The 19,199-nt window shown below is 60.0% G+C and carries 14 protein-coding genes; 6 read left to right on the top strand and 8 right to left on the bottom strand.

Going from position 1 to position 19,199, the window contains the following annotated elements:
- The first annotated feature begins 66 nt into the window (after positions 1-66).
- Positions 67-693 (top strand): DUF502 domain-containing protein, encoded by a 627-nt coding sequence (locus ACFE0K_RS07625; protein ID WP_434535498.1) that lies wholly within the window; start codon positions 67-69, stop codon positions 691-693.
- Positions 694-917: 224 nt separating this feature from the next.
- On the opposite strand, the gene ACFE0K_RS07620 is transcribed toward ACFE0K_RS07625, so the two are convergent.
- The 6 genes from ACFE0K_RS07620 to fadI form a co-directional block, all read right to left on the bottom strand.
- Positions 918-2,147 carry an alpha/beta hydrolase family protein gene (locus ACFE0K_RS07620; RefSeq protein WP_434535497.1) on the bottom strand — a complete coding sequence of 410 codons (1,230 nt, stop codon included), beginning with the start codon at positions 2,145-2,147 and terminating at the stop codon, positions 918-920.
- 70 nt (positions 2,148-2,217) lie between these two features.
- Positions 2,218-3,108, bottom strand: a complete 891-nt coding sequence (locus tag ACFE0K_RS07615; RefSeq protein WP_434535496.1) for an alpha/beta hydrolase — start codon at positions 3,106-3,108, stop codon at positions 2,218-2,220.
- A gap of 91 nt (positions 3,109-3,199) precedes the next feature.
- Positions 3,200-4,402, bottom strand: coding sequence for a CaiB/BaiF CoA transferase family protein (locus ACFE0K_RS07610; protein WP_434535495.1), 1,203 nt, complete (start codon positions 4,400-4,402; stop codon positions 3,200-3,202).
- Positions 4,403-4,524: 122 nt separating this feature from the next.
- The gene (locus ACFE0K_RS07605; RefSeq protein WP_434535494.1) at positions 4,525-6,828 is read right to left on the bottom strand and encodes an acyl-CoA dehydrogenase; all 2,304 of its coding nucleotides are present in this window, start codon (positions 6,826-6,828) and stop codon (positions 4,525-4,527) included.
- A 79-nt stretch (positions 6,829-6,907) separates the two neighbouring features.
- Positions 6,908-9,067, bottom strand: a complete 2,160-nt coding sequence (gene fadJ / locus ACFE0K_RS07600) for a fatty acid oxidation complex subunit alpha FadJ (protein ID WP_434535493.1) — start codon at positions 9,065-9,067, stop codon at positions 6,908-6,910.
- A gap of 10 nt (positions 9,068-9,077) precedes the next feature.
- The gene (fadI, locus tag ACFE0K_RS07595; protein WP_434535492.1) at positions 9,078-10,382 is read right to left on the bottom strand and encodes an acetyl-CoA C-acyltransferase FadI; all 1,305 of its coding nucleotides are present in this window, start codon (positions 10,380-10,382) and stop codon (positions 9,078-9,080) included.
- Positions 10,383-10,556: 174 nt separating this feature from the next.
- On the opposite strand from fadI, the gene ACFE0K_RS07590 reads away from it, so the two are divergent.
- Both ACFE0K_RS07590 and ACFE0K_RS07585 read left to right on the top strand, forming a co-directional pair.
- Positions 10,557-11,162 carry a TetR/AcrR family transcriptional regulator gene (locus ACFE0K_RS07590; RefSeq protein ID WP_434535491.1) on the top strand — a complete coding sequence of 202 codons (606 nt, stop codon included), beginning with the start codon at positions 10,557-10,559 and terminating at the stop codon, positions 11,160-11,162.
- 86 nt (positions 11,163-11,248) lie between these two features.
- Positions 11,249-12,181, top strand: a complete 933-nt coding sequence (locus ACFE0K_RS07585) for an alpha/beta fold hydrolase (RefSeq protein WP_434535490.1) — start codon at positions 11,249-11,251, stop codon at positions 12,179-12,181.
- 131 nt (positions 12,182-12,312) lie between these two features.
- On the opposite strand, the gene epmA is transcribed toward ACFE0K_RS07585, so the two are convergent.
- Positions 12,313-13,248: an EF-P lysine aminoacylase EpmA gene (epmA, locus tag ACFE0K_RS07580; RefSeq protein WP_434535489.1), complete on the bottom strand. Its 936-nt coding sequence runs from the start codon at positions 13,246-13,248 to the stop codon at positions 12,313-12,315.
- A gap of 2 nt (positions 13,249-13,250) precedes the next feature.
- Positions 13,251-13,820 carry an elongation factor P gene (gene efp, locus ACFE0K_RS07575; protein WP_035248329.1) on the bottom strand — a complete coding sequence of 190 codons (570 nt, stop codon included), beginning with the start codon at positions 13,818-13,820 and terminating at the stop codon, positions 13,251-13,253.
- A 39-nt stretch (positions 13,821-13,859) separates the two neighbouring features.
- Between efp and epmB the strand changes: the two genes are divergently transcribed.
- The 3 genes from epmB (at position 13,860) to ACFE0K_RS07560 (ending at position 19,172) form a co-directional block, all read left to right on the top strand.
- Complete coding sequence (epmB, locus tag ACFE0K_RS07570) at positions 13,860-14,873, top strand: EF-P beta-lysylation protein EpmB (protein WP_434535488.1); 1,014 nt, start codon at positions 13,860-13,862, stop codon at positions 14,871-14,873.
- Between the two features lie 223 nt (positions 14,874-15,096).
- On the top strand, positions 15,097-16,863 hold the full coding sequence (locus ACFE0K_RS07565; RefSeq protein ID WP_434535487.1) for a hypothetical protein: 1,767 nt from the start codon (positions 15,097-15,099) through the stop codon (positions 16,861-16,863).
- 221 nt (positions 16,864-17,084) lie between these two features.
- Positions 17,085-19,172, top strand: a complete 2,088-nt coding sequence (locus ACFE0K_RS07560) for an EAL domain-containing protein (RefSeq protein WP_434535486.1) — start codon at positions 17,085-17,087, stop codon at positions 19,170-19,172.
- Positions 19,173-19,199: the final 27 nt, after the last annotated feature.

Here is a 19,199-nt window from a genome sequence, read left to right as displayed (position 1 = left end):
CTTGCCGGCCTGCGTTGTCTCTTTACCGACTAAAACTGATAGCCACAATGTGAAGGCTTATAGCCCATGAGTGCCAATCGCCGCATCTGGTTCTTTATCCGCAAATCCCTGCTGGGTGGTCTTACCATCCTGCTGCCCATCTCCATCATCGTGTTTTTCTTCCGCTGGATTTACCAGACGGTCACGGAAATGATCGCGCCGTTTACCACGGTATTTATCCGCGCCTTTGAGCTGCCCAAATTCGTGGCCGACTGGTTGTCGGTGCTGGCGGTTCTGGTGTTGTGTTTTCTGGTAGGCACCCTGGTGGCCACCCGAGTGGGCAGCTGGTTGTGGCATCAGTGGGAAGAGAACGTGATGACCCGGCTACCGGGTTACAAGACGGTGAAAGAAGTGATCGGCCAATTGATGGGCAGCAGTAGTGACAGCCCGTTCAGCCGTGGTGAGGTGGCGCGGGTGTGGCTGTATGGCCGTGATACCGATGTGTCGGTGACCGCGCTGGTCACCTCCCGCCATGCGGATGGCCATGTCACCATTTTTGTTCCCACTGGCCCCAATCCCACCAGCGGTTTTATCTATCACGTGGATCAGAGTCTGGTGGAGCTGCACCCGGAAATCGGCGTGGAGAGCATGATGAAAACCGTGGTGTCCTGCGGTGCAGGCACGGCGGTGTTGTTCAAGACCGACAAGGCGTAGCTACGAGCTACTCTTAAGGAACCGCTGAAAAACTTCCCCGAAAGCTGTGTTCTCTACAAGGTCGCGTTGTAGCTATGCTTGCATGGCGAACCGCGCTTGCGCGGAAATCGACCGGAGGGCGATCGGGCATTTCCGCGCTCGACAGGTCTATCCAAATTTACCGCCTCGCTGTCTTCCAACGCCTTTGCCATGCAAGCATGGCTCCAACGGGGTAAGGGGGAGATTCAGGCACTCGCCGTCGCTGTTTTCTCGTCCAGCGCTGCTTTCATGAAATCGCGCATGGCTTTCAGATACAGCCCCTGATCCAGATGCAGCAGATGATTCCCCGGGAACCAGTGCAGATCGCAATTTCCCCAGTGCTGGTGCAACAGATGGCTGTGCTTGGGTGGCGCAAAGCGGTCGCCAGCACCACCAATGATCATGCGCCCGGCCTGGGGCACCTTGCAGGGCCAGGTGAGGGGCGAATGCAGGGCGGTGACCTCCCGCAGTCCCTGCAGGTCGGTGCCGTAGACCTTCTTTAGCAAGCCCACTTGCAGGTTGATCGGGAACCAGCTCTGCATCAGATCGATGATGCTGACTAGCGGCACGTTGGGAATGGCGAAGGCCAGCTCATCTTCCAGCGCGGCCAGTAACCCGGTGGTGTAACCGCCCAGGGAAATGCCGGTGGCGCCCATGGCCGGTGTGCCCTGTTCGCGTAAATAGTCCATGAAAAGACGCAGGTCATGGATGGCGTGAGCAAAGGTTTCGTTGAGAAGCGCCATGCCCTGGCTGAAAAATTCCGCACCACTGAATGGCGCGAAGCGGCCTTTACGGCGTCCGTGGAAGGGCAGGGTATAAAGCAGCACATCAAAGCCCTGTTTGTAGAACCAGGGTAATGCCAACCAGCGGGTGTTGAGCCAGTAGGGGTCGGCGACAAAGCCGTGGATCATGATCAGGGTCGGGCGCGGCTCGCCATGGTGGCGCCAGTGCTGGGCCCAGGCGGTGCGGTTGCGGCGGTGGCCCAGATAACGGTCACGCAGCGCCGGGTTCCTGGGCTCGAAGGGTGAACGAAAGCGCAAGGTATGGGCGTCGCCGTCCTCCGGCTGAAAGTGATAGGAGGCTACCGGAATGCGTTCGATGTTTGCCGTCTGTGTGGGCCGGGTAAAGAACGTATTGGGATCCTCCTCCTGGAGAAAGGGCCGATAAAAATCCACCAGCGTCCGTTCTTCCTTCTGCCGCGAGATGTTCAGCGTAGCGGGCAGGGCCGCAGCACCAGCCATACTGGCCAGGCCGGTACGCGCCAGGGTGTCGATGCTGGCGGTGTAGTCGATTCGCCAGCGGGTATCATTGTCCGCGAGAAAATGATCCGGCAGCGCATGAAAGTTACCCGGCAGAGTTTGCCACCAGGGCTGGGAAAGCCGGGGCAGATCCTCGTCACAATAGTCGTCCGGATGGATGCGGGGCAGTTCTGTCATTACCGTCTCACTGTCACTGGAAACCATTGAGTTAACGCCGCTGCTGCGCTGGCAGCAATGACCAAAACAGTCAGGCGCTACGAATAAACTCGACCACACGTTTCAGATCCCGATTTGCCTCCGGCAGGAAGGGCACCATGATCGGCCAGACGTGGAACAGGCCGGGGCGCTCAATCCATTTCACCCGCACACCGGCCTTTTCTGCTGCCTTGCGGACTTGCTTGCCATCCGGGTAAAGCACTTCGTCGGTACTGGCGGTGATCAGCAGCGGGCAGACACCGCTATAGTCACCCAGACAGGGCGAGGCGTAGGGGTGTTTGCGATCCTTTTTATTTGGCAGATAGACATCAATCACGGTGCGGATAATGTCCGCCGACAGCATGGCGTCGCTGGGGTCCAGCGCGGCCATTACCTTGTCATCCGGGAAGGCATTGCTGGCCGGCGAAAACAGTACCGCGCAGCGTGGTTGTGGCAGGCCCTTGTCGCGGATATGCAGCAGGGTGGCCAGGGTCAGTCCGCCGCCGGCGGAGTCGCCGGCAATCACGATATCGCTGGGATTCTTGCCCTTGGCCAACAGGTATTCATAGGCGTCCATCACCCGGTTCACGGCTGCCGGAAAAGGGTGCTCGGGGGCGAATGGATAAAGTGGCAGATAGACTTCGCCATGTAGCTGTTTGGCCAGACGTCCGGCCAGGTTGTGATAGGTCTTTGTGACCCCACCAATATAGGCGCCGCCGTGCAGATACAGCACCGTGGTGGATGGGTTGGAAACACTCAGGTGATCCCCTTCGAACTGTGGTTCGCGGATCGGGTTGAGTGTGACTTTTCGGGGCAGCAGGGTGAGAACCGGGGTGTCATTGAACACCTTGCGCAGGTGACGAACCAGTTGCTGCTCGTTGAGGCCGTGACGTTTGATCGTGCGGCGGGTCACCGCCTTGATGATTTTTGCCTGAATGCTCATGGGACGTTCCGTATTGATTATTCTTTTGCCCACTACCTTACTGTCTGAGCCAGTCCAGTAGCAGGGATGATCGGGTCAGAAGGCGCCGGCTTCAGGCCCGGCGCTTATTCTGATCCGCAAACAAAGGGTTGTGCTCGCCCAGTGATGGGCTTTTCCCGTCCCGGGTCTGTGCGCCCACAAAGCGAATGGGTGAGCGCAGCACCGGTCCTTTCTGGCTGTCGGTTACCAGGCCTCTTGCCTGCACCTGTTCATTGGCTAGGGCTTCTTCCAGGGTGAGGATGCCGGAGACGCAGGTATCCTTGTGGGCCAGCCGGGCGTCCCATTGATCGCGGGTGCGGGTCAGCAGGATCAATTGGATGGCCCAGCGCACCGGTATCATCAGGCGACGCAGTTTTTTCGGGTCTGCGGCCAGGCGGGTCAATGCATCGTTGCCGCTACCGGCGGGTTTGGGTTTGTCGGCGGTTGAGCTGGAAGCGTTGCCGGTTTTTTTCTTTTTCTTCTTCCAAAGAAAGGCGGGCGTAATTTCCTTGAGGAATGCCATGAAGAATTTGGGTTCCAGGGAGCCTACCGCCAGGTACTTGCCGTCGCGGCAGCGGTACACGTTGTAGTTGGCCAGGGCGCCGGTGAGCATGTCCTTGCCGCGTGGCTGGCTGCTGCCGTGCTGGTGATGGGTGGCCAGCGCCATGCTCTGCAGGGCCAGGGCGCCATCCAGCATGGCCACGTCCACCCAGCAGCCTTCGCCACTCTGCCGTGCCCCCATGACGGCGGCGAGAATACCGATGGTGCAATTCTGGGCGCCGCCAGCCAGGTCAGCTATCTGCACATTGGACATGGCCGGGCGCTTGCCGGCCAGGCCTGTCTGATCCAGCACCCCGGCGTAGCCCAGGTAGTTCAGATCATGGCCTGGGCGATCCGCGTAGGGGCCGGTCTGGCCGTAGCCAGTGAGAGAGGCATAGACCAGTTTCGGGTTGATGGCCTTGAGGGTGTCGTAGCCACAGCCCAGCTTGTCCATGACGCCGGGGCGAAATGATTCCAGCACCACATCGGCGGTTTCCACCAATTGTTTGAAGCGGGCCCCGCCGTCTGCCTGGCGCAAGTCCAGGGTCAGGGATTGCTTGCCACGGTTAACGATATCGAACAGCTCCGGGGACAGTTCACGGGCATAGTCGCCGCCATCCGGTTCCTCGATCTTGATCACGTCGGCGCCGAGCTGGGCCAGAGAGAGGGAACAGAAAGGGCCGGGTAACAGACGGGACAGGTCAAGGACCTTCAGGCCGTCGAGCAATGGGTTCATGGGGGGATCCTGTCACAGAGGTAGAGCATCAATTCCTTTGCACTGTGATATCGCAGAACAAAGGAATGGAAACTGAAAGAAAGAAAACCGAACGCCCGGAGGGGCGTTCGGTGTCAGGGGCGTTATTCGCCGACCGCCTTGGCCAGCTCATACTCCGGCGGTTGTTCCACACCACCGTCACCGGTGGCGCTCATGGCAGGAATACCGCCAGCGCCGTAGTACTCGTCCTTGGTGAACACGTCCACTTCAATGGCCAGCATGCAGGCGGCGGTAGCCTCATTCAGCAGCGCCAGTTCTGCATCGCTGATCACACCTTGCTGGGCCGCCTCGGCGGCGATTTCATCCACCTTGCCTCGGCCCAGTTTGCGGGCTTTCTGGGCAGCACGGATCTTGGCGCGAACCGGCTCGGCTTCGGTGGTCAGGCGGAAGGCCTTGAGCAGACGCCCCAGCCCCTGATCGCTTTCTTCCGGCATGTAGTTGCCGCCCACCAGACGCTTGTACTGCTCGCCGTAGCTTTGCAGGGTCAGTGCGGCTTTGTGGGTCAGCTGGTCATCGGGCAGTTTTGCCAGCGGGTTCAGACCCAGCCAGATACGGCCCACGGTTTTCAGGATCACACCCACCGGGCCACCGAAGTTTTCATAGATGCCTTCGAAGGCTTTCTGGATCTGGGTCAGGCCGTATTCGCCAGAATACTGCACCAGCGCCAGGTCTTCTGCTTTGCGACCTTCTGCTTCAAAACGACGCAGGGCAGAGGTGGTGATGTACAACCAGGCAACCGCATCCGCATAGCGACCGGTCAGGTTACCGCGGGCTTTCAGTTTGCCGCCCACGAAGAACATGGCCAGGTTAGTGAGCAGGCCAAAGCGGGTGGCTGCCCAGCCCAGACGACGGTAGATGCTCTTGGTCTTCGGCTCCACATCCGGCACCTTCACGGTGAACCAGCCACGGGTAACGCCGCGTACCAGGGTCATCACCATGCCGAGCAGGAACTGCACCATCCAGCCGGTGAGATTTTTGCGGAAGCTGGCCACATCCTCGTTTTCCACCGCCTGTACCACCTTGTAGGCGTAGGGGTGGCAGCGGGTGGCACCTTGACCAAAGATCATCAGGGTGCGGGTCATGATGTTGGCGCCTTCCACGGTGACACTCACCGGGGCGGAGTTGTACAGGCGACCCATGGTGTTGTTGGGGCCCTGCATAACGCCGTAGCCGGCAGTCACGTCCATGGCATCGGTGCCGATCTCACGGCCCATCTCGGTGGAGTAGGCTTTCATTACCGCGGACATTACCGGCGGCTGAATGCCGTGATCCACGGCGGAGCAGCCGAACACGCGGGCAGCGTCGAAGGCGTAGGTCATGCCGGCGGCCTTGCCGATCTTGTGCTCCACGCCTTCCATGCGACCAATGGGAATGCCGAACTGCTGGCGCACCATGGAGTAGGCGCCGGAAATCATGGCGCCGTGGCGCACACCGCAGATACCGGTGGCAGGCAGCGAGACCATACGGCCGCCGGCCAGGGCTTCCATCAGCATCTTCCAGCCCATGCCGGTGTATTCCACGCCACCGAGAACTTTGTCGGCGGCGATGATCACATCACGGCCAACAATGGGGCCATTGGGGAAGTGTTCGCCGATAGGCTGGTGGTGGTCGCCAATGTGCAGGCCTTCGGTTCCCGGGGTGCCTTTCTCGATCAGTACCACGGTGATGCCCGGCTCTTCACCTTTACCCAGCAGGTTTTCCGGATCGTGCAGGCGCACTGCCAGGGAAATCAGATTGGAGACCGGTGCCAGAGTGATATAGCGCTTGCGGAAGTTGAGCTTGAACTTCACTTCGCCATCGTCGTCCTTGAACACCACGCCTTCCGCCTTGATGGAGGCAGCGTCGGAGCCGGCGGTGGGTTCGGTGAGACCGAAGCAGGGAATGAACTCGCCCTTGGCCAGTTTGGGCAGGTAGTAGTTCTTCTGCTCGTCGGTGCCGTAGTGGCCCAACAGTTCAGCGGCGCCCAGGGAGTTGGGGATCACCACCATGGCGCTGAGCAGGCCGGAGTGGGAGCTGACCTTGGCCATGATGCAGGACTTGGCCTGGGTGGACATGGGCATGCCGCCGTATTCCTTGGCGATCTGCATGGCGAAGAAGCCGTTGTCTGACATGAACTTGAAGATGTCGTCCGGCAGCTTGCGGGTGCGCGACAGCTCATAGCTGTCGGCCATCTTCAGCAGCTCTTCAACCGGGCCGTCCAGGAACGCCTGTTCGTGGGCGGGGAGCTGGTCATAGTTTTCGGCGAGGATGTTTTCAAAGTCCACCTTGCCGCCGAAGAATTGACCATCAATCCACACATCGCCAGCTTCCAGCGCTTGTCGTTCGGTGTCGGAGATCTGCGGGAGAATCTTGTTGTCCCGCATCCAGTTCATCACTTGTTGAAACATGCTGTGGTTCCTTTGAGGTTGTTAAGCCCTGCGGGGCAGGGCGAACGTTTACGGGCGCTAATAAACTGGCGCCGGACGCTTACTGGTAAAAGCGTTGTTTCTTTTTGGCCATCTCTATCAATAACGGAGCCGGTGTGAAGCGCTCGCCAAACTGTTCGGCCAGGCGCTCCAGGGTACGCACCGAATTGGTGAGGCCGAGGCTGTCCATGTAACGGAACGGGCCGCCGCGGAAGGGCGGAAAACCCAGACCGAAGATGGCGCCGATATCACCGTGCATGGGGTCGCTGATGATGCCGTCCTGCAGACAGTAGGCGGCTTCGTTGATCATCAGCCAGGCACAACGGCTGACGATTTCCTCGTCATCCGCATCTTTCTCGCTGGTGACATTCATCAGCTCATAGAGAGCGGTATTCACCGGCTTTTCGCCCTTGGCCACGCCTTCGTAGATATAGAAACCGCGGCCACTCTTGCGGCCCAGATAATCGTTTTCGATCATCAGGCCGGCGGCATCCGGTGACGCCATGCGGTCACCAAAGGCCTTTTCCAGTACCGGCCCCACCTTGGTGCCCACATCCACACCCACTTCGTCGAGCAAGGTGATGGGGCCCACCGGGAAGCCGAAGCGCACCAGCGCCTTGTCCACGGCTTTCACATCCACCCCTTCGGTGAGCAGGCGGGTAGCTTCGTTCAGGTAGGGCGCGAGGATGCGAGTGGTGTAGAAGCCCGGGCCATCCTTCACCACGATCACGGTCTTGCCCTGGGCCTTGCCGAAGGCCACACAGCCGGCGGTCACTTCAGGCGCGGTCTTGTCCGTGGTGATGATTTCCAGCAGCGGCATCTTTTCCACCGGGGAAAAGTAATGCAGGCCGATAACGTTTTCCGGGCGCTCGGCGGCGCTGGCAATATCGGTGATGGGAATGGACGAGGTGTTGGAGGCAAAAACGGTGTGTTTGTTGCCGTTGGCTTCCACGTCCTTGAGCATCTTGTGCTTCAGGCCCAGGTCCTCGAACACCGCTTCCACCACCAGGTCCAGGCCCTTGAAACCGCTGTAATCGGCGGTATAGGAAATGCGGCCCTGTTCGGCGCTGGCATCGGCGGCAGTCATGGCGCCCTTTTTAGCGCGCTTGTTGTAGAACTCGCTGACATACTTCACGCCGTGGGCCAGGCCTTTGTCGTCCCGGTCTTTCAGACGTACTGGCAGCTTGGCCTTGTTGATGGTGGTCAGCGCGATGCCCGCCCCCATCAGCCCGGCGCCGAGTACGCCGATTTTTTCCATGTTCCGGGCTTTCACGCCGTCGGCCACAAAGGTTTCTTTTTTCAGGGTATTGGTGGCGTGGAAAATGCCGCGCAACTGTTTCGATTGCGGCGACATGGCCAGCTCGCCAAACAGGCGCGCTTCGGTGGCGTAACCCTGTTCGATGCCTTCCTCGAAGCCGGCTTCCACCGCATCGATGATGGCCGGCGGTGCCGGGTACAGACCATGAGTTTTCTTGGCGGTCTGCTTGCGGGCCTGATCGAAAACCACCTTGCGGCCCAGGCTGTTCTGCTCCAGCGCCGCCTTGGTGAGGCCGTCCTTGCTGAAGTAGCTGGCGAGATTGACGCCGCTTTCTTCCTTGGCGTCGGCCAGTTCCAGGGCGCGGGCCACGGCCCGGTCGTAGACCGCCACGGCTTCCACCACTTCATCTACCAGCCCCATTTTCTTGGCCGGTTTGGCTTTCAACTGACGACCGGTGAGCATCAGGTCCAGGGCGGTGGCGATACCGACCTGGCGCGGCATGCGCTGGGTACCACCGCCGGCAGGCAGCAGCCCCAGCATCACTTCCGGCAGACCCAGTACGGTATCGCTGCTGCTGGCGGCGATGCGGTAGGAACAGGCCAGTGCCAGTTCCATGCCGCCACCCAGGCAGGCGCCCTTGATGGCGGCAACTACAGGGATATCCAGGTCTTCCAGTTTCTGGAAAGTCTGCTGGCACTGGGTAGACAGATCGCTGACTTCCTTCGCGGTCTTGGCGCTTTCAAACAGCTTGATATCGGCGCCGGCCATGAAAGAGCCCGCCTTGGTGGAGTAGAGCACAAGGGCTTTCGGTCGGGCCTTTTCGATAGCAGCAAAGGCTGCGTTGAAATCGTCGGCAAACTCCGCTTTCAGGGTGTTCTGGGCATCATTGGGAACATTGATTTCCAGTACCGCCACACCGTTATCCAGCGGTTTGAGAGTAAAAGCACGTTGTGTGTTGCTCATGGGGATCTCCTTATTCCGCTTCCAGCACCATGGCGGCACCGATACCGCCGGCGGCGCAGGCGGTGGTCAGGGCCAGGCCGCCACCGCGACGTTGCAGTTCATACAACGCCTGGCTGATGACACGGGCGCCGGTGGCGCCGAAGGGGTGGCCATAGGCGATAGAGCCGCCGTTCACATTGAGCTTGCTGCGGTCCACTTCACCCAGGGCGGCGAGGCCGGTCTGGCTGCGCACATAGTCGTCGTCGGCCAGGCCTTTCAGGTTGCAGGCCACCTGGCCGGCGAAGGCTTCGTGCATGTCTATCAGGGTCAGGTCGTCCAGCGTGAGTCCGGCACGGGCCATGGCCATGGGGGCGGCCAGTACCGGGCCCATCAGCAGGTCGTCTTTCGGGGTGCGGGCGGCAAAGGCATAGGAGCGAATGTAGCCCAGCGGCTCGTAGCCCAGTGCCTTGGCCTTTTTCTCGCTCATCATCAGCAGGGCCCCAGCACCGTCGGTGAGCGGGCTGCTGTTGGCGGCGGTGACGCTACCGGACACCTTGTCGAACACCGGCTTCAGTTTGCTGTAGCCGGCGCGCTCGGAATTCTTGCGAACCAGGTTGTCGTCCTTCAGCGGGGTGGCGTTGGGGGGCAGGAAAGCGGTCATTACCTGCTTGTCCAGACGACCCTCGGCCCAGGCGCGGGCGGCATTGCTGTGGGAGGCGTGGGCCAGATCGTCCTGTTCCTGGCGGCTGATGCCCCACTTCTTCACCATTTTTTCGGTGCTCTCTCCCATGGTTTCGCCCACCGAGTATTCGGTAATGGACGGCGCCTGGGGCAGCAGATCTTTCGCCTTCAGCTGGCTGAGCAGCTTGATGCGGTCGGTCATGCTCTTGGCAAAGCTCACATCACGCAGCACCGCGCTCAGCTCTGCGGACAGCGGCACCCGGGCAGAGCTGGTGGAGTCGGTGCCACCGGCGATGGCGATATCGCTGTAACCGGCGACGATATTGTCCGCCACGCTGGCGGCGGTCTGGAAGCTGGTGGCGCAGGCACGGGTGATGGAGTGAGCGTCTACCGTGTCCATGCCCAGCGCCAGGGCAATCTCCCGGGCGATAAAGGGCGCTTCCGGGATCATCACCGTCATGCCGAACACCAGTTGCTCGATATCGCGCTGGTCCAGGTTGTTGCGGGCCATCAGTTCTTTGACGGCCATGGCGCCAAGGTCGATGGCGTTCATGTCTTTGTAGTGGGTGGCGATACGGGCGAACGGGGTACGCAGACCATCCACCACGGCCACGCGGCCGCTACGGCCAGCCAGCTTCATTTTGCGAACAGGCATTCCAGACTCCTTGCAGGGGTTGCCGGTCACGGTGTAATTTTAATTACACGAAATGTGACATTGAATGGTGACAAAGTGTGTCGAGACTAGAAGCCTCTTGGCAGTGAGTCAACGTCGCAATGAGCTCTGTCCGACAGGGGTGTAATAAGAATTACAGTGCAAGGAAATGAGCGTGTGAGAAACGGTACGGCAGTGCTTCCCGAATCCCGCCAGGACCCGGCGGTACGCCAGCGCATCGAATGGGCGGCGGTGCAGGTGTTTGCGGACTCGGAATTTCACCAGGTGACGCTGCAGCAAATTGCCAAAGCGGCGCAGTGCAGCCTGCAGACCCTGTACCGCTACTATGGCAGTAAAGAAGCGCTACTCAGCGCTTGTCTGCACCACGGCCTGGAGCAGTTGGCCGAGCGCATGCTGGATCACCTGGCCGGCATAGACACCTTCCGCGACCGGCTCAGCAAGGTGTTCTGGGTGGTGCTGGATTTCTTCGACCGTAACCCGCAGATGGGCCGAATGATGATTAACTCGGTCTACCCGGGCCGTTGGGGTAGCGATACCACGCCGGGGCAGCAGCGGCTTACCGAGCTGTTTCTGAGCGTGCTGAGTGAGGGGCAGGAGCAGGGCATTCTCAACAGCCAGGTGGCCACGCCGATCCTGCTGGATTTCTTCTACGGGGTACTGCTGCGTATTTCCCAGATGCACTTGCTGCGTGGTCGCCCCGGACGCATGGCGGATCAGCATGGGGTGCTGTTCGACATGCTATGGCGGGCAATAACGGTGTGAACTTGTCGGCCCATCGGGCCAATCGCGGCGCCTGTGCTTGTGGTTTGCCCGGGGCTTTCCTATGTTGATCAGCTCGCAGTAGAACAATGAAGGGTATAGATATGCAGTCAGGCACGGTGAGCAGTAACGGAATCGAGCTTTTTTACGAGAGTCGTGGCCCGGAAAACGGGGAGCCTATTGTCTTTGTCATGGGGCTGTCCGCGCAGATGGTGTTCTGGCCGGAACCGTTGCTGGATGCACTGGTAGAGCGTGGCTACCGGGTGATCCGTTTCGACAATCGGGATGTGGGCAAATCCACCCGTATTCGCAAGCCCTTCAAACAGGGACCGCTGATTGCCTTGCTGCGCTATACCCTGGGTCTTTCCGTGGACAGTGCCTATACCCTGCACGACATGGTCGCCGACACCGTGGGACTGCTGGATGCCCTGAATATCGAGCGGGCCCATTTTGCCGGCGCCTCCATGGGCGGGATGATCAGCCAGTTGATGGCTGCCACCCATCCTGATCGGGTGTTGTCACTCACCTCCATCATGTCCAGCAACAACAGTCCCTACCTGCCATTACCCAAACCAGCGGCACTAAAGACCCTGGTGGCTCCGGGAGTGAAGGTGGAAACCGAAGACCAGTTCGTGGCCTTCGGCCTGGAAATGATGAGCAAGCTGGCCGGCACCCTGCCCCAGGGTCGTGATGAGCTGGAAGCCATGTACCGGGAATGCTGGGCCCGCGGCATCAACCCGCGCGGCATTCGCAACCAGTTCCTGGCCGTGCTGGCTACCGGTGCCCTGACCAAGCACCTCAAACAGATCCGCTGCCCGGCCACCGTGGTCCACGGCGGCGCCGATCCGCTGATCCGCCCTGCCGGCGGCAAGGCCTCTGCCCGTCACATTCGCGGCGCCAAGCTGGTCATCATTCCCGGCATGGGCCATGACTTCCCGCCGTCGGCCATTGACCGGATTGGTGATCTGATTGCGGAGACGGTGGCACGGGCCAATTCGGTGGCGCAGCCGGCGATGGCGTGAGGGCAATGAATAGTTAACAGCTCGCGTGATAGGGCTTTTGTGATTGAGAGGAAAAAGGCCGCGTCCAGAATTTGGGTGCGGCCTTTTTGTTGCTGGGCCTTGGCCCTGGTGACGCTTCCAGGGTGGGCTGTTCAGGCTCGGGACCCGGGGAAGGTGATGACATCATGGATTTTGCCGCTGCCCTGTTGGGCCATGAGCAGTCGTTCCACGCCCATGGCCACGCCGCTGCAGTCGGGGAGGCCGGCCTTCATGGCATCGAGTAAATAAGGGTCGGCATCCATGGGGTGCAGATCATGTTGTTCACGCTGAATATTGTCCTTCTCAAAACGCCGTTTTTGTTCTGCCGCATCGGTCAGCTCCTGATAACCATTGGCCAGCTCCAGTCCCCGGTAATAAATCTCAAAGCGTCTGGCTACGGTAGCGCCGTCTTCGTCTTCATGAGTTTGCGCCAGGGCGGCGGCCCAGCCGGGGAAGTCGGTGACTACGGATAGTTGCTCGGCGGGCAGAGCGGCTTCTACCTGGGTGGCCATGAGGTAGTCCACGGCGGCGGGTTTGTTCAGGCCTTCCGGGGCGCCGTGGGATTCGGCGTGGGCGATCAGGGCTGAATCATCGGCGGTGAGCAGGTCCAGACCGGTGACGTCATGGAACAGGTCGCGGAAGCGGTAGGTTTGTGACCGGGCGTCGGGGAACAGGTCGCTGAACAGGGTCAGGCATTCCTCGACCAGGTCATTCAAGCCAAACCCGGGACGGTACCACTCCAGCATGGTGAATTCGGGATTATGTCGGCCGCCGGCTTCGCCATGGCGGTAGGCTTTGCAGATCTGGTAGATGGGGCCGCTGCCCGCTGCCAACAGCCGCTTCATGTGGTATTCCGGCGAGCTTTGCAGGTAGCCGTAGCCGGGCACCGGAATGCACTGGATGTGTGGATCGCTGACGCCGTAGCGGGCCAGTTGCGGGGTGTCCACTTCCAGTACGTTGCGGGCGGCAAAAAAAGCGCGCGCCGTGCTCAGCAGCTCGGCGCGCGCCTTGATGGCCGCCAGCGAGGCGGTGGGTTGCCAGTCGCTCACGACTAGCTCTTGATGCGACCCACGTAATCGCCGGTGCGGGTGTCCACCTTGACGATCTCGCCTTCCTGCACGAACAGTGGCACACGTACAACCGCGCCAGTGGTCAGGGTGGCGGGTTTGCCGCCGGTGCCAGCGGTGTCGCCTTTCAGGCCCGGGTCGGTTTCCACGATCTGCAGTTCCACGAAGTTCGGCGGGCTGACAGACAGGGGTTCACCGTTGTAGAGGGTGACCTCGCAGATGTCCTCTTCTTTCAGCCACTTTTTGGCATCGCCCACGGCAGCTTCATCGGCTTGCTTTTGTTCGAAGCTGGTCTGGTCCATGAAGTGCCAGAATTCGCCATCGTTGAAGATGTACTGCATGGATACGTCCATCACGTCGGCGCCTTCCAGGGAGTCGCCGGACTTGAAGGTGCGGTCCCAGACCTTGCCGCTACGCAGGTTGCGCAGGCGGACACGGCTGAACGCCTGGCCCTTGCCGGGCTTGACGAATTCGTTCTCGATGATGGCGCAGGGGTCGCCATCGAGCATCACTTTCAAGCCGGACTTGAATTCACTGGTAGAATAGTTGGCCATAAATGTTGTTCCAAAGGTTGATGTATGGCGTCGCAGAGGGTGGCAATCATAACGCAGGACGAAGCTGGTTGGGAGTTGCCGGGCTGGCAGCGCCAGCAGGCGGACCTGATTACCGATCCGGCGGAGCTGCTCAGCCTGCTGGGGCTGGATGCTGAGTCCCTACCTGAAAGCCTTGCGGCGGTGAAGGGTTTCCCCCTGCGCGTACCCCGTGGCTATGTACGATTGATGGAGCCGGGCAACCCGGATGACCCGCTGCTGCGGCAGGTACTCAGTGTGCCGGCGGAGCTGCGCGAAGAGGAGGGCTACAGCAGCGATCCGCTGGAAGAAGCCTCCCACACGCCAGTGCCGGGGTTGTTGCACAAATACCATGGTCGCGCGCTGCTGGTGGTCACCGGTGCCTGCGCGGTGCATTGTCGTTACTGTTTTCGTCGGCATTTTCCCTACCAGAGTCACCTGAGTGGCAAGCGCTGGGATCAGGCGCTGGAATGGCTGGCATCGCGCCCGGATATCCGCGAGGTGATCCTCAGCGGTGGCGATCCGCTGACCCTGAACAATCGTCGCTTGCAGGAACTGCTGACGGCGCTGGCGGAGATCCCCCATCTGCGTCGGCTACGTATTCATAGCCGCACGCCGGTGGTCATCCCCGAGCGGCTGGATGAGCCTCTGCTGGCGCTGCTGTCGGACTCACGCTGGCAGACCGCCCTGGTGCTGCACGCCAATCACTCCCGGGAAATCAGCGATGAGCTGGTGAACCGTTGCCGGCAGTGGCGACGGGAAGGGATCACCCTGCTGAATCAGAGTGTGTTGCTGGCCGGGGTGAACGATTCTGTTGATGCGCTGGAGGGGCTGTCGGACCGGCTCCATGAGGCCGGGGTGATGCCCTATTACCTGCACCAGCTGGATGCGGTGCAAGGGGCGGCGCACTTTGCGGTGCCGGATTCGGTGGCCATGCAATTGCATAGAGAGCTGCGCAGCCGCTTACCGGGTTTTCTGGTGCCAAGGTTATCCCGGGAAGAGCCTGGGGAGCCGGCAAAGACCGTATTGGCGGGTTAGTGCATCCGCCGGTCGGCGCGAACACAACGTTTACAGGTCTGTAACGGTATCGTAAAGTCATGTGACGAAGGACACATAGAAAACAAGAACTACTACTTAATAACTAGAGGGTTCGCCTAACAATTTCTTGCATATTTTATGCCTTGCGGAGTCGTTGGCAGGCTTCTTGGAGAAATTGTTCAGGGTTCCCCATCTGGGTGCCACCGAGATAAGGATTATCTTCATGGAGCAACCAGCCCAAACAGTGCGCTTGAAACTGCCCGAGCAGGATTTGCCGCATCTGACACTTGGCGCTGATCAGCCAAAGAAGCTGCAACAATGGGTTGACGCTCTCCCGGTCATGAATATGGGGGAAACTGCCCGTCAGCTTTATCAGTTCATTCAGGAGCTGAACCGGCTGCACATCGACTCCAAACAGCGCTTTCAGTTGTTGGAAGTGGTGCGCCCTTCCATTTTGCATGTCAGCGATTCCCTGCAGAAACATTACCTGAACCAGTCCCTGGTATTGCCGGATAAGGCCCGCCGGGTAGCTAGCCTGGCTCAGGCCCTGCAGGGGCATCTGGCCAATGGTTACAAGCTGGTGGCCGTGAGGGGCATGCGCAAGCTCAAGGACAAGACAGTCCGGCGTGCAGTGACCACCTCGATCCATCGTGCCATCAGTGCCCTTGGCGATACGCTGTTGCGTTGCTACCAGCTGTACTTCCCCAGCCCTCGCCATCTCTGGCTGGAGCTGCATCAGCTTTATCTGCTGGCGGAACTGCACGGCATCGCGGCCTCGCCGGTGGAAGACGAGAAGGGCAATTCCAGTATTCAGTCTGCCTATGCCCGTTGTCTTTTGTTGGCTACCGCAAAACCCAACCAATTGCGCCAGCAGGAACTGGCAGCCCTGTTCAAGGCCGCGTTCACCTGGGGGGATCTGATCGAGATCAAGACCGCCAGTGATGATGAAGACCTGTTCGTGTTTGATCTGCAGGCGGACCGTCCGCCGATTTATCGCACCCATGCCTCCCAGGCCACGGATAGCTGGCGCTATATTGATTCCACCCGGTTGGTTCAGGCCATCAGTGCCTGGAAAGACGAGCCGCAGAACAGCGATCTGGTCGTGCCCAAGGGGCTTGATGACAGCATGATGGGGCATCTGCAGCAGGTGTGGGGCGCGCTCACCGAGCGGGCCTTCAAGCGCATGGCGGAAAGCGGCGAGATCGAACTCTGCTTCGGACTGGTGGGGGTACATTACTTTTTGTCCGGCAAGGTGCCGTTTGAAACCCTGATTGAACGCGGCAGCCTGTCGGTGATGGGAGACGGGGAGGAGAACAATCCCTTCCTGCGTAATATCAAAGTGAGCACCCGCCAAAAGCAGCACAACGAAGACCCCTGGGCCACGGCCTATCAGTCCGAATTTCCCAATGAAACCATCGATATCGGTAAACCGGACACCTCGCTTCGCAGCGAGGCAGCGCTGCCGCAGAGCTATCACTGCCAGAAGGTCAATGCCAGTCCCGGCGGCTATTGCCTGTCCTGGCAGGGCAATACACCGAGCCTGATGCGCACCGGCGAGTTGCTGGCATTGCGTGATCACCCGGAAGGCCAGTGGATGCTGGCGGTGGTGCGCTGGGTCACCCAGTTACCCAATCATGGTGCCCGCTTCGGAGTGGAGCTGCTGGCCCCGGGAGGCCGGCCGGTGGCGGCACGAGCCCTGCGCAAGCAGGGGGATGACAGCGATTTCATGCGCGCTATCCTGCTGCCCGAATTGACCGGTGTCGGTCAGCCGGCCACCCTGTTGCTGCCCACTGTGGGTTTCAATGAAGGGGTCAAGGTAGAGCTGGTTGAGGCTGGTGAGCCCCGTCGCGTACAGTTGTTGCGCCGTACCCAGGGGGCATCCGGGTTCAGCCAGTACCCGTTCCGGGATATGGCAACCCCTGCTGCTCCCGCCAAGCCGGTGAGCGATGATGATGAAGGTGATCTGGATTCGATCTGGTCCAGTCTATAAAAATTAAGGACGCGCTGATGCGCGTCTGGCCCGTTTGTTATGTTCACAGCGAGGATGCTGTGCGATGGTTTTCTGACATTGGCCGGGTAGCTTTCCATAAACAGAAAACACGAAATCTGCCGCGATATCTCCCGGGAAGGGCCGGTTAGTTCTCTCTTTTTCTGCTGGAAAGTTGCCAAGACAGGGTTGTCAGGCACAATGGTGGGCCGTACGAAAACAGTATGAGTCGTCACCCCATGAGCTATGCCCTGGACAATCTCCGCCTACTGATCGCCCATGATTCACAGGATGAGGCTGAGCAGCTGATGAATATGCTGCGTAATGCCGGTAGGGCGACCCGGGCGCAACTGGCCCTCGGCGAAGATGACTTGCTACGAGCCCTCAAGGGCGGCGCCTGGGAGCTGATGCTGTGCCGGCCTTCCTTTGGTGATGGCAGCTTCGAGTCCGCCATGGCTCATCTCAAGCGTCTGGGTAAGGCGGTGCCGGTGATTCTGCTGGAAAACACCTTTTCTGCCGAGACCGTAAAAGCCGCATTGCTGCAAGGTGCCAGTGGCGTGGTCCCCAATGACGACCGTGACATGCTGACGTTGATGGTGGACCGGGTAGTGGAGAATCTGCGCCTACGCAAGGAGTTGCAGCATTCCGAGATTGCCCTCCATGATGCGGAAAAGCGTCTCTCCCTGCTGATGGACCAGAGCCGCGACGCCATCGCCTATGTGCTCGATGGCATGCATATTCACGCCAATGACAATTATGTGGAATTGTTCGGTTACGAAAGTGCTGACGATTTGGCAGGCGTACCGATAATGGACATGGTGTCTGCGGCCGATCACGACAAGCTCAAAAAATTGTTGCGCAGCCGCGCCCAGGATGAAAGCCAGACCCAGGAACTGGAGTGCAAGGGGGTTAACACCGAGGGTCACGAATTCGATGCGTCCTTTACCTTCTCGTCCAGTACCTACGACGGCGAAGCCTGTACCCAGATCGTGATCCGCGCCGGCGGGGTCGATGAGAACGAAATGCAGGAACGGCTCCATGAGATGAGCCAGAAAGATCAGGTCACCGGCCTGTTCGCCCGCAAATGGTTTATGGATCAGCTCGATGATGCGGTGGCCGAAGCGGCCCGTGAAGGACAGTTGGCTACCGTGCTGTATCTGCGTCTTGATGACTTCGAACAACATCAATCCTCCCTGGGCATTGATGGCGCCGATGAGATTTTGCGGGCGGTGGCAGACTGGCTCGGTGGCCAGGTTGGTGATGCCAAGCTGGCCCGGGTGGATGGCGAGGATTTTGCCGTACTGCTGCCGGTGGCGGACACTGACGAGGCGGAGGAGTTGGCCGAGCGCCTGCGGGCCGGTATTGAAGGGCTGATGCCGGAAGTGGCGGCCAAGACCATCCAGGTAACCGCCAGTGTGGGCGTGGCCTTTGTCCGTGAGGATGCCCGTAGCGGTCAGGGCACCCTGACCACGGCGCTGAAATGTTGTAACCAGGCCCAACGGGAAAACAGTGGCAAAGGCAACAGCATCAAGGTGCACGACCCCATGGATGAGGTGGCTGCCGGTTCTTCCGAAGCCATCGTTATGTTGCTGCGCCAGGCGCTGGAGCAGGGCAGTTTCAATCTTCGCTATCAGCCGCTGATGAATCTGGAAGACGACAGCGAGCACGTGTTTGAAGTGTTCGTTAACCTGCCCCAGAAGCAGGGCGAAGTCATGGAAGCCGGGGAGTTCATTCCGGTGGCTGCCGAGCAGGGGCTGGTGGGCAAGATTGATCGCTGGGTGGTGCTTAACGCCATGCGCGCGGCGGCGACCATGAGTGAACCGGTGAAACTGGTATTCAATATCAATGGCGGATCGCTGGCCGATGCGTCCCTGGCCGACTGGTTGCTCAAGGCCATGCGTGCGGCCAAGATGGACGGTTCCCGCCTGACCTTCCAGCTCACCGAAGGCGATGCCACCACTTACCTGAAGCAGGCCGGCGTGTTTGCCGAGAAGATGAAGAGTGCCGGCTGCGGCATTTCCATCAGCCGCTTCGGCGGTGGCCTGGACCCGTTCAAACTGTTCCAGCACATTCCCGCCACCATGGTGAAATTCGAAGGCTCCTTCACCCAGGATGTGGCCAAGGCAGAAGGCCGCCAGCGGCTCACCGAGATCGTCAAACAGGTGAAACAAGGCAACCGCAAGACGGTGGTAGGTTTCGTGGAATCCGCCGCCCAGATGCAGGCCCTGTGGAGTCTTGGCGGGATCGATTACCTGCAAGGCTTCTACCTGCAAGCGCCGATGGATACGTTGCAGATTCCGGAGTCGGCGTAAATCAGTTAATAGTGAACAGTGAATAGT

Origin of the sequence: Alcanivorax sp., from assembly GCF_051117345.1 — a bacterium.
Taxonomy (GTDB): domain Bacteria; phylum Pseudomonadota; class Gammaproteobacteria; order Pseudomonadales; family Alcanivoracaceae; genus Alcanivorax.
This window is presented reverse-complemented; position numbering and strand designations above follow the sequence as displayed.